The organism is Pedobacter sp. Hv1 (assembly GCF_001412215.1).
GTDB lineage: Bacteria > Bacteroidota > Bacteroidia > Sphingobacteriales > Sphingobacteriaceae > Pedobacter.
Genome location: NZ_LLWP01000008.1, coordinates 273,463 through 285,829 on the forward strand (window position 1 = coordinate 273,463; position 12,367 = coordinate 285,829).

A 12,367-nucleotide genomic window follows, 5' to 3' on the forward strand; every position below is an offset into this window, starting at 1 on the left:
TTATTAAAGCCTATACAACTATGATACCAAAAATGGGAGAACAATTAACTTAAAGTTAAAAATCATGCCCTAGCAAGTCAAAATCAACTTGTCACAAGATGTTTACCTCGCGTTCTAAACCAACTAAAAATTTGGCATATACCGTATTGATAATTTGTTCTGAAAAATTATACACCTCTTGTCCACTTGCTGCGCCATGGTTAACCAATACCAGCGCCTGATTTTTCCAGGTGCCAGTTTCGCCAACAACAATTCCTTTAAAACCGCATTGCTCTATTAGCCATCCAGCAGCCAGTTTTACTTTTCCGTTTGGCGCTGGGTAATTGACTACATCTGGAAATTTCTGTACCAACGTTTCAAATTCTTCTTTACTGATCACCGGATTTTTAAAAAAACTGCCTGCATTCCCAATTGTTTTTGGGTCGGGTAATTTGCTTACCCTAATATCGGCCACTACGGTAGAAATATCTGCTATGGTAGGTTCGGTAATGTTTCTATTGGCCAACTCTGTGGTAATGGCGCCATAATGCGTTTGCAGTGTTGCTGTTTTACTTAAATGAAACGTTACACTTGTAATGATGTACTTACCTTTCAGCTCGTTTTTAAAAACACTGTCTCTATAACCGAATTGACAAGCAGCATAATCGAATGTTTTCATTTGGCCCGTTTCAATTTCAAAGGCCGTACAAGAAGTAAATACATCTTTCAGCTCTACACCATAAGCACCTATGTTTTGAATGGGCGAAGCACCTACAGTACCTGGAATTAAACTTAAATTTTCTATGCCTGCAAAACCTTCTGCCACGCAATAGTTAACCAGATCGTTCCACACTACACCACCACCAGCAACCACACTTACGGCATTGCCATCTACTTGATAACTGATGCCAGGAATACTGACTTTGATGACCAAACCTTCAAAATCTTTAGTAAAAAGCATATTGCTGCCGCCACCTAAAATTAACAAATTTTGTGTTTTTGCAATGGGGTTGTTAAAAACCTCCTGTAAATCTGCTTCACTTGTTACTTCGGCAAAGTAGTGGGCATTAACATCGATCCCGAAAGTATTAAATGGTTTAAGCGATACGTTTTCTTGCAAAATGGGCATAAGTTTAATTTAAAGGACAAAGGTATTAAAATGTTGCTCAATTGTTGATTGGTTCATTGGTTCATTAGTAAAAAGTACCTAGTACTAAGTATAAAGACCCAATAGTTTATTGCACAACTTATAATTGTCACATTGAGCTTGTCGAAATGTTTTACCAAGAGGTCTTTGGCTGGCTCAGACTGACATATTTGTTATCATTGGTTTATTAGTACTAAGTATAAAGACACAATAGTTCATTAGTACAAAGTAGTAAGTACTTAGTATAAAGATAAAGTAGCCTAATAAATCATCTCAATTTTGTGTACAAAGCCCACTTATAACTTACAACGTATCGCTTTCAACTTTTTACTTTGAACTTTCAATCCATTTTCCATCTTACCTCTTCCATCAGTTTTATTGGTTCATTGGTCAATGGTTCATTAGTATAAAGATTTAGTAAAGTATCCCAATTTTGTGAACACACCTAGTAAACTTCACATTTTGTGAACAAAACAACTTTTCACTTTGAACTTCTATTCCCTATTTCCTATTCCCTCAGAAAAACCCGCTTACAACTTAAAACGTACAACTTTTCACTTTGAACTTTAAACTTTCTACCCTATTTCCCATTCCCTATTTACTATTCCCCAAAAAATACTTTCTACCCCTACCCTTCCTCACGCAAAATATTCTCTATCCTTTTATCAGGCACCAACCAGATCAGCGCCACCAAAATATATAATGCTCCCGAAATCCATACATGTACAAAGGCACATGGAATGGCTATGGCGTAACAAACGCAAGAGATTTTTCCTTTCATTCCACTGCCTACAGCTTTAGACAAGGTCGATTCATCTCCGTGATGTTTGATCAGCAATGAAGTTAAAATGGCATAAGCAAGTCCATTCATTAACAGTACAAAGCCATAAACAGCCATGGGTGCAGGTGCAAAGTGGTTCTCTCCCATCCAAGCAGTAGCAAAAGGGATCATCGATAACCAAAAAAGCAAGTGCATGTTGGCCCACAATACCGCTCCGTTTACTTTATTTACCACGGTGAACATATGGTGGTGGTTGTTCCAGTAAATGCCCACATAGATAAAGCTCAACACATAACTTAAAAAAACAGGCCATAGCGCCAGCAAATCTATAAGTTTGCTCTTTTCGTGGGGAACTTTTAACTCCAACACCATAATGGTAATAATGATGGCAATTACCCCGTCGCTAAAAGCTTCTATTCTTCCCTTTTTCATAATTTGATCTTAATCGTTTAGCCGAATATAGAAAAATTACATTAAAATTAGATTTAGATATTTTCACCTAGAAAAAACCCCATTTCGCCGAAAGAGCCTGTTTTAAGCTGCTTTCTATACTTTCCTTTGTAGCATGGAAACAACACAAACCAGCACAACGATTGCTGAAGAGATCAGAATTTTAATAAGGAAACTTTGGAGTTAAAAAAAGTTTCCATAGTTTTGCGCCATCATTTAGGAACAAAAAAGTGGAAGTAAGGGAATATATCATAGAAGAGGCGGACAAGCTTTTTTGCCAATATGGCTTTAAAAGTGTAACGATGGATGACATTGCCAAACACCTGGGCATGTCTAAAAAAACAATTTATCAGAACTTTAGTGACAAGGACGAACTGGTCACTATTCTGATCAAAGAAAAACTAGCAGCGCAAAACTGCTTAATGGAAAATGCCTATGCCAATGCAGAAGATGCCATTGAAGAAATCTATTTAATGATTGGCAATATTCATGAAGTATTAAATAACATTAACCCCAAATTATTTTACGACCTGCAAAAGTACCATACCCAAGCCTGGTTGTTTTTTAAAGAATTTAGGGATAAGGCCATTTATGAAACGATCAATAACAACTTGAAACGTGGCATCAGAGAAGGTCTTTACCGAGCAGACATTAATATTGATATTTTAACCCAGCTCCGTTTAGATCAATCAGACCTGATCTTTCATCACCACGACCAGTACACCATGAACAAGTACAATATTGCACAGGTAATGGTAGAACTTACCGAGCATTTTTTATATGGCGTTTGTTCTTTAACCGGATTGGGCCATATCTATGCCAATAAGATGAAACTACAAACACAACATACCTCTACCGAGATCAACAATTAATTTTATTAAACCCAAAAAATAGTAAACATGCTTAGAATAAAAACGGCAAAACTTGTATTGATCCTGCTAATTGCAGGGATGGTTTTGCCACAAATTGTAAACGCACAACAGCAGCTCACGTTAAAAGACGCCCTCGTTTTCGCATTGCAGAACAACACCAATATGCGCAAATCGAGATTAGATATTGATGGCGGACGTTATAAGGTTGAAGAAGTAAGGGCACAAGCTTTACCACAACTTACTGGTACTGCTGGTTTAACCTACAATGCCATCATCGGTCAACAGGTAGTTGACTTTGGTGGTCAGTTACAGACCCTTAAATTTGGTCAGAAGTGGAATTCGTCTGCAGGTATTCAGTTGTCACAACAACTATTTAACCAACAAGTATTTACCGGCCTACAAGCTGCCAGATCTAGTGAAGAGTACTATAACCTTACTGCACAATTAACAGAAGAGCAGATTATCGAGTTGGTAGCCAACAACTATTATCAGGTTTTGGTAAACAGACAACAATTAGGTGTGTTAGACAATAACATCAAAAATGTGAAGGTGGTAGAGAAAATTGTGTCTAACCAATATGCAAATGGCTTGGCTAAGAAAATCGATGTAGATCGGATCAATGTAAACCTAACCAATCTGAATACGCAAAGAGAGCAAGCAATTAATGGCATTACCTTGTTAGAAAACCAATTGAAGTTTGCTATGGGTATGCAAGTGGCTACACCGATAGTGTTACCTGCTACAGAATTAACAGAAGTAAGCACTTTACCTCAACTTGCAGCTACGATAGACTTGGCCAACAGAACAGAAATTAAGCTTTTGGATAACCAAGACAAACTTTTGGCCTTACAAAAGAAAGCTTATATAGCAGAATATTATCCTACATTGGCTTTAACCGGAAACTATACTTATTCTAGCCAGGCCAATGGTTTTGACTTTTTAAATACCAACAGCACCGCAATTGGTTACGGATCTTCAGCCATAGGCTTAACGCTTAAAGTGCCAATTTTTAATGGCTTTTTAACCCGCGCTAAAGTACGTCAGGCTGATGTGAACATTAGAAAAGCACAAGAAGACAGGTTAAATACCAAAAACTCATTGAACATGGCCTACGAAAACGCCAAAATTCAATTGCGCAATAATTTAAACACCATTACATCGCAGCGTAAAAACGCAGAACTTGCACAAGAGATCTACAAAAGCACGCAGAACAATTACAATAATGGCTTGGCTACCTTAACAGATCTGTTAGATACAGAAAACTCGTTAACACAAGCTCAAAATAGCTATACACAGGCCTTATTAAATTATAAGATTGCCGAAATACAATTAATTAAATCAAACGGAAACATTAAATCGCTAGTACAATAGAAATGAAAAGAGTAATCACCATCATCATCGTAATTGTTGTTGCCCTTGGCGCAATAGCTTACGTTTTAAGCAACAATAAAAAGAAGAACGAAGAAAAAACCGCATTCATTGCAAAAGGAGGCGGGGCTGTTGCTGTTCGTGTAGCAGATGTAGCGAAAAAAGTTGTTGATTTAGATTTCAATGCAAATGGAAACTTTGCAGCCAATCAAGAACTGAACTTCTTATCAGAAAATGCTGGTCGCGTTACCGCGATTTATGTAAAAGAAGGAGACCGCGTAAGCAAAGGACAAGTTTTAGCCCGTGTTGACGCCGAAATTATCAATACAGATAGAGAAACTGCAGAAGCCAACTATCAGAATGCATTAAAAGACGAAGCCAGATACCAAAGCTCTTACCAAACTGGAGGTGTAACACAACAACAGTTAGACCAGGCTAAATTGGCTAGCCAAAATGCAAAATTACGTTTACAGGCTTCGCAAAGAAAACTGAGCGACGCCAACATTAAATCGCCAATTAATGGTATTGTAAACAAAAAATACATTGAAGTAGGTGCCTTTGTAACCGCACAAGGAACACAGTTATTTGAATTAGTTGATGTTTCTAAATTGAAACTGAAAGCAAATGTAAACGAAACGCAAGTGGCCAACCTTAAATTGGGCGATCAGATTGCGATCCAGTCTTCTGTATTCCCGAATGAGAAATTTAGTGGAAAAATTACATTTATTGCACCAAAAGCAGATGCAACTTTAAACTTCCCCATTGAAATTGAAGTAGCTAACAATACCAAAAATAGCTTAAAAGCAGGAATGTATGGAACAGCAGTATTCAACTTCCCACAACAAGCACCAAGTGTATTAATTCCACGTACATCATTTGTGGGTAGTGTAAGTAGCAACCAGGTTTTTGTATTAGACAAAACAAACAATACCGCAAAATTGCGTCAAGTAGTAACAGGTCGTATTCTTGGAGAGAACGTAGAAATTCTTGATGGTTTAAAAGAAGGCGAAACCGTAATTATAAGCGGCCAAATTAACTTAGCTGAAGGCACTGCCGTTAGTATCGTTAAATAGTTTAATTGGCGGTTACAGTTTACAGTTTTGTAATCCTGAGCCTGTCTAAAGAACAATATTTAGTTCACTTGCAATAAAAAATTAAAATGAAGATAACAGATATATCTATAAAAAGGCCTTCGTTGGTAATTGTGGTATTTACCGCACTGACCTTACTTGGGCTATTGAGTTACTTTTCGTTGGGTTATGAGTTGTTACCGAAATTCTCAAACAACGTAGTATCTATTTCAACCATCTACCCTGGGGCATCGCCTAATGAGGTAGAGAATACCGTAACCAAAAAAATTGAGGATGCGGTATCATCAATGGAAAACATTAAAAAGATCAATGCCGTATCATTCGAGAGTTTGTCTACCGTAACCATTACCTTAACGGATAAGGCAAATATAGACAATGCCTTAAATGATGCACAGCGTAAGGTAAACGCTATTCTTGCTAATTTACCTGAGGATGTAAAAACACCATCGTTAAGTAAATTCTCTTTAGATGATTTACCGGTAATTACCATGTCTGCCTCTGCAAATATGGACGATGTGACCTTTTACGATTTGATCGATAAACGGATTGCCCCAGTAATTTCGAGGGTAAGTGGTATTGCACAGGTAAACTTAATTGGTGGATCTGAGCGTGAAATTCAAGTGGCCTTAGATGCCAAAAAATTACAAGGTTACGGTCTTTCTGTGCCTCAGGTACAACAGATGATCTTGTCGTCGAATTTAGATTTCCCTACAGGTAGTGTTAAAACCCAAAGTCAGGATGTTTTGATCCGTTTATCTGGAAAATACCAAAACATTGAAGAATTGCGTAACCTGGTTTTAACTACCGGAAAAGATGGTGCACAAATTCGTTTAAGTGATGTTGCTGATGTTCAGGATGCGCAAAAAGAAACGGAGAAACTGGCACGTATCGATCGCAAGGGAGCTATTGCTATCCAGATCATTAAACAAAGTGATGCCAATGCCGTAGAAGTAAGTAAAGGGGTAAAAGCCATTATCGCGAAGTTAAAAACAGAATACGCTGCAAATAAATTAGACATTAAGATTGTAAACGACAGTTCTGTGTTCACACTTGAATCTGCCGATGCCGTAATCCACGATTTGATCTTGGCGGTAATATTGGTAGCATTTGTAATGTTGTTCTTCTTGCACAGTTTCAGAAATGCGGTTATCGTAATGGTATCTATTCCTGCATCTTTAATTGCAACCTTTATCGGGATCAGTTTATTTGGTTTTACCCTTAACTTGATGTCTTTACTAGGGCTATCACTTGTGGTAGGTATCTTGGTAGATGATGCGATTGTGGTACTGGAGAATATCCAACGCCACATGGAGATGGGCAAAAACAAAGTAAGAGCAGCTTCAGACGCAACCAGAGAGATCGGTTTTACGGTAGTTTCCATTACTTTCGTAATTGTAGTGGTGTTTTTCCCAATTGCGGTAAGTACAGGTTTGGTATCAAACATTCTACGTCAGTTCTGTATTGTGGTAATTATTGCAACCCTACTTTCGTTGGTGGCCTCATTTACCATTGTACCCTTACTTTTCTCAAGATATGGTAAACTAGAGCGTATTGAAGGTAAAAACATGTTTGGTCGTTTCATTTTATGGTTCGAAAAACAATTGAAAAAATTCACCCACTGGATTACAGGTATCTTAACCTGGGCGTTAAACCATAAGGCTTTAACATTAGGTATGGTATTCATTATGTTTATCAGCTCATGTGGTTTAATGGTTGGTGGTTTTATTGGTTCAGAGTTTTTCCCTAAATCAGATAAAGGCGAGTTTTTGGTACAGATAGAACTACCTAAAGATGCATCATTAGAACAGACCAACTTCTTCACCCAAAGGGCAGAAACTTTCTTACACCAACAACCAGAAATTACCCAATTAATTACCACAGTGGGCCAGGCCAGTGGCGATTTTGGTGGAACTCAGGCTACCGCCTACAAATCAGAGATCAATGTAAAACTGGTAGAGCGTAATGAACGTAAAGGAGTTTCTTCTGATATTTTTGCCACCAAAATGAGCCGTGCACTAGCCAAAGAGTTGGTAGGTGCCAAAGTTAAAACGGTTCCAATTAGTATTTTAGGAACTGCAGAGAATGCCCCAATCCAATTGGTGGTAATGGGTTCTGATCTAGATAGCGTTTTAAAATATGCCGAAGGTGCCCAAAAGACATTAGCAGCTATTCCGGGTGCTACAGAGATTAAACTATCTGTAGAAAAAGGAACGCCAGAAATTAACGTAAAAGTAGACCGCGATAAAATGTCGGCTTTAGGTTTAACCTTACAAACTGTAGGTTTAACCATGCAAACAGCATTTAGTGGTAATACCGATGGTAAATATAGAAAAGGTGAGTACGAGTACGACATCAATATCCAATATCAGGATTTTGACCGCAAAAACGTGGAGGATGTACGTAACTTGATTTTTGTGAACCCAGCAGGACAACAAATTAAACTATCGCAATTTGCCAGCATAACCGAAGGTTCTGGACCAAGTCAGTTAGAGCGTTTAAATAAATCTACTTCCGTTTCTGTTAAGGCGCAATCTATTGGTCGCCCAACGGGTACCATCGTAGCCGATTTTCAGGCTAAGCTAGAAGAACTGCAAAAAAATGGCAAATTAAAAGCTCCAGTTGGTGTAAGTTATACTTGGGCAGGTGACCAAGAAAACCAGGCTGAAGGTTTTGGTACTTTGGGTATTGCTTTGTTAGCCTCAGTTATTTTGGTTTACCTGATTATGGTGGCATTGTATGATAGCTTTGTCTACCCATTGGTTGTAATGTTCTCGCTGCCATTGGCCGTTATTGGTGCCTTATTGGCGCTGGCCTTAACCAATAACTCGATTGGTATTTTTACCATCTTGGGATTGATCATGTTGATGGGTCTAGTAGCGAAGAATGCGATTATCTTGGTCGACTTTACCAACCACATGAAAGCTGAAGGAAAATCTACTATAGAAGCCTTGATCTTAGCTAACCATGCTCGTTTAAGACCAATTTTGATGACAACCATTGCCATGATTTTTGGTATGCTTCCAATTGCATTGGCCAGTGGTGCCGGCGCTGAATGGAAAAATGGTTTGGCCTGGGTTATTGTAGGTGGACTAACGAGTTCGCTCTTCCTAACTTTGATTGTTGTACCTGTGGTTTACCTGATGTTTGATAGAATGCTAGATAAACTTGGCTTCAACAAACAAACCAAAACAATAGACGAGTTGATGGTAGAACCATACAACCATAAAGACGTTCATGAGTACGACTTAGAACACTAATACATTTCCCAATACAATTTTTAGTTTTTTTTAAAGGAGCCCAAATGGGCTCCTTTTTTTATGCAGAAAACTATTGGTCTTCAAACTCACATCTATTGTCAATTCAAACCACTGTCTCCATTCACCTACCCAAAACCTCCATTGACCGACAAACTAGTTTTTAATTATTAATTAATATTTTCTTTTGTGAATAAAAAAATTTTAACAGAAAAGTGACGGAAACTTTTAGATTAAAAAAAGTTTCCATAGTTTTGATAGATAAATTTTAAGGGGAATTTAGATTGGAAGTAAAAGACTATATAATTCAAGAATCGGATAAACTTTTTTGCCAATATGGTTTTAAAAGTGTAACCATGGATGATATTGCTAAACATTTAGGCATGTCTAAAAAGACTATCTATCAGCATTTTAAAGATAAAGATGAGCTGGTAAATATTTTGATCAAAGACAAACTCACCACGCAAGACTGCAACATGGATTTCAGTGCAAAAAATGCACAAGATGCCGTTGAAGAAATCTTTTTTGCCATTGGTAATATGCACGAATTGTTAACAGGAATGAATCCAAAACTTTTTTACGACCTCCAAAAATATCATCCCAAAGCTTGGTTGTACTTTAAAAATTTTAGGGAAAAGAAATTAGGCAAAGTTATTTCCGAGAATTTAGAACGTGGAATTAAAGAGGGTTTTTATAGAAAAGAAATTAACATAGATATCCTTACCCAAATGCGTTTGGCCCAAGTTGACATTATTTTTAATCAGCACGATCACTATACCACCAATAAATATACCATTGCTCAAGTTATGATAGAATTAACCGAGCATTTCCTTCACGGTATCTGCAACCAAAAAGGAACAGAACAAATTAATCAATACCAACAAAAATCTACGCAAGCACAACAACCTTTATGAAACATCAACTTTACATCTTCCTCTTTTGTTTGAGCTGGGCCCTACCCTCTAAGGCACAAACTAAAGACACTGTGGCAAGTTTTAGCTTACAAGAGGCTATTTCTTATGCACAAAAACATCAGGTTAGCATTCTCAATGCTCAAATAGACGAGCAGATTGCTAAAAATACAGTTAAACAAACTATTGGAATCGGATTACCACAGGTAAGTGCCAGTGCCAACTTTCAAGACTTTCTTAAAGTAGCCACAAGTTTATTACCCGGTGAGTTTTTCAATGCACCAGGCACTTTTGTACCCGTTAAATTTGGTGTAAAATACAATTCATCAGTTGGTTTAGATGTTAACCAACTTTTATTTGATGGCTCGTATCTAGTAGGCTTACAAGCTTCTAAAACCTACAAAGAGCTTTCTGTTAAAAGTACAAGTCGCACCCGTATCGAAACTGCGGTGGCCGTAAGTAAAGCTTATTATTCAGTATTGGTAAGCACAGAACAGTTATCCTTAATTGATGCCAACTTGGCTAGTTTAACCAAATCGCTCAGTGATGCCGATGCACTATTCAAAAATGGTTTTGCAGAAAAAATCGATGTAGACCGTTTAAATGTACTCAAAAACAACTTGCTTACCGAAAAAGAAAACGTAATTAGACTTTTAGCTTTAAATGTAAACTTGCTTAAATTCCAAATGGGCATGAGCGTAAGCAGCATGTTAACCCTAACTGATAAAATTGGCAGTGTTAATTTGGATAAAAGCGTAATTGTTAGCGATTCTGGCGCCTACAGTAAAAGAATTGAGTACTCGTTAATGCAAACCCAAAAGAAACTGAACGATTTAGACGTGAAACGTTATAAAAGCTTATTCTTACCTTCATTATCTGCTTTTGGTAGCACATCTGCAAATTTCCAAAATGATAAGTTTAGCGATTTGTACAGCAAACGTTTTCCAAGTACGGTTATCGGATTGAGGTTATCCATTCCATTAATTTCTGGTGGACAAAAAATCTATCAGTTGCGCAATGCGAAACTAACGGCACTAAAAACCCAAAACCAGCTTTACGATTTGCAGAATGCCATTAACCTAGAAATTTCTCAGGCACAAACCACTTATTTAAACGGTCAACGATCGCTCGATAACCAAAAAAGAAATATGGAGCTGGCCAAAGAGATTTTAAGGGTAAGCAAAATCAAATACGAACAAGGTGTGGGCTCTAGTTTAGAAGTAACCACAGCAGAAACTTCACTTAAAGAATCGCAAAACAACTACATCAACGCTTTATATGATATGCTGATCAACAAAGTAAATCTGGATAAAGCACTAGGAAACATAATTTATTAAACCTTACAAAAACACAATACAATGAAGAAATTATTATTCATTTCAGCAATTGCATTTTTAGCTGCATGTTCGCAGCCAAAAGATAAAAAGACTGAATTAGCCGATCTAAAAAAACAACGTGCCGAACTCGATGGCAAAATTGCGACACTAGAAGCAGAAGTTGGCACTAAAGACTCTTCAGCTACCAAAGACGTAACTGTTTACGATGTAAAAACTGCTCCATTTAACAACTATGTTGAAATTCAAGGTAGAGTAGATGCAGAGCAAAATGTACAGGTTAACCCAGAAGCACAAGGTGTAGTTACTTCGGTTTCTGCAGCTATTGGTCAAAATGTAAGCAAGGGACAAGTATTGGCCCAGATAGACGATAATGTTTTACGCCAAAGCATAGCCCAATTGCAAACTCAGATCGACTTGGCTGTTAATTTATACAATCGCCAGAAAAACCTTTGGGACCAAAAAATTGGAACTGAAGTACAATTTGTAAATGCAAAATCAGCAAAAGAAGGCTTAGAACGCCAAATGGCAGTTTTAAATTCGCAGTTGGCCATGTATAAAATCAAAGCGCCAATTAGTGGAACTATCGAACAAATGGACTTGAAGGTAGGTCAGGCAGTATCTCCTGGTATGTCTTCTATCAGAATTGTAAATGCCAATACCTTAAAAGCAAAAGCACAAGTTGCCGAGTCTTATTTAGGTAGAGTTGGTCAGGGCGATGATGTACAAGTGATCTTCCCAGATATTCCAGACAGCTTAAAAACCAAGGTTTCTTTTGCTTCAAGAGTAATTGATCAGGCTTCACGTAGTTTCGATATCGAAATCAAATTGCCTTCAAATGCCAAATACCGTGCAAACATGATTGTGGTTTTAAAAGTGGTAGACTATAAAAACCCAAATGCCATTACCATTCCGGTAAATGCCATTCAAAATGCCGAAAATGGCCAATATGTAATTACCGTTGTTAATGGAAAAGCAAAACGTAGTCCAATTAAAGTGGGCAGAACCATTGATGGCAGATCAGAAGTTTTATCAGGTCTAAGTGCTGGCGACAAGATTGTGGTTTCGGGAATAGAAGATCTGAATGAGGGTGATACAGTTAAATATTAATCAAGGTAAAGAAAGGCGGGCCATTGAATGTGTCTTTAAAGAGTATGATACTCAAGGCTCACATCTCAGG

9 protein-coding genes are annotated in these 12,367 nt (G+C 37.6%); 7 read left to right on the forward strand and 2 right to left on the reverse strand.

Annotated elements, in window-relative coordinates; genetic code table 11:
• Window positions 1-91: 91 nt before the first annotated feature.
• The gene (murB, locus tag AQF98_RS15535) at window positions 92-1,108 is read right to left on the reverse strand and encodes a UDP-N-acetylmuramate dehydrogenase (RefSeq protein WP_055132870.1); all 1,017 of its coding nucleotides are present in this window, start codon (window positions 1,106-1,108) and stop codon (window positions 92-94) included.
• A gap of 646 nt (window positions 1,109-1,754) precedes the next feature.
• Window positions 1,755-2,339 (reverse strand): TMEM175 family protein, encoded by a 585-nt coding sequence (locus AQF98_RS15540; protein WP_055132871.1) that lies wholly within the window; start codon window positions 2,337-2,339, stop codon window positions 1,755-1,757.
• Window positions 2,340-2,587: 248 nt separating this feature from the next.
• Here AQF98_RS15540 and AQF98_RS15545 point away from each other — a divergent pair, with 248 nt between their 5' ends.
• The 7 genes from AQF98_RS15545 to AQF98_RS15575 all read left to right on the forward strand — a co-directional run bounded on the left by AQF98_RS15545 (window position 2,588) and on the right by AQF98_RS15575 (window position 12,297).
• Complete coding sequence (locus AQF98_RS15545) at window positions 2,588-3,229, forward strand: TetR/AcrR family transcriptional regulator (protein ID WP_082435108.1); 642 nt, start codon at window positions 2,588-2,590, stop codon at window positions 3,227-3,229.
• A 27-nt stretch (window positions 3,230-3,256) separates the two neighbouring features.
• Complete coding sequence (locus AQF98_RS15550) at window positions 3,257-4,600, forward strand: TolC family protein (RefSeq protein ID WP_055132873.1); 1,344 nt, start codon at window positions 3,257-3,259, stop codon at window positions 4,598-4,600.
• A 2-nt stretch (window positions 4,601-4,602) separates the two neighbouring features.
• On the forward strand, window positions 4,603-5,670 hold the full coding sequence (locus AQF98_RS15555) for an efflux RND transporter periplasmic adaptor subunit (protein ID WP_055132874.1): 1,068 nt from the start codon (window positions 4,603-4,605) through the stop codon (window positions 5,668-5,670).
• Window positions 5,671-5,756: 86 nt separating this feature from the next.
• Window positions 5,757-8,945, forward strand: a complete 3,189-nt coding sequence (locus AQF98_RS15560) for an efflux RND transporter permease subunit (protein ID WP_055132875.1) — start codon at window positions 5,757-5,759, stop codon at window positions 8,943-8,945.
• Window positions 8,946-9,226: 281 nt separating this feature from the next.
• Entirely contained in the window at window positions 9,227-9,856 is a 630-nt protein-coding gene (locus AQF98_RS15565; RefSeq protein ID WP_055132876.1) for a TetR/AcrR family transcriptional regulator, read from the forward strand.
• Window positions 9,853-11,190: a TolC family protein gene (locus AQF98_RS15570; RefSeq protein WP_055132877.1), complete on the forward strand. Its 1,338-nt coding sequence runs from the start codon at window positions 9,853-9,855 to the stop codon at window positions 11,188-11,190. The genes AQF98_RS15565 and AQF98_RS15570 overlap by 4 nt, the downstream gene beginning before the upstream one ends.
• 21 nt (window positions 11,191-11,211) lie before the next feature.
• Window positions 11,212-12,297, forward strand: a complete 1,086-nt coding sequence (locus AQF98_RS15575; RefSeq protein WP_055132878.1) for an efflux RND transporter periplasmic adaptor subunit — start codon at window positions 11,212-11,214, stop codon at window positions 12,295-12,297.
• Window positions 12,298-12,367: the final 70 nt, after the last annotated feature.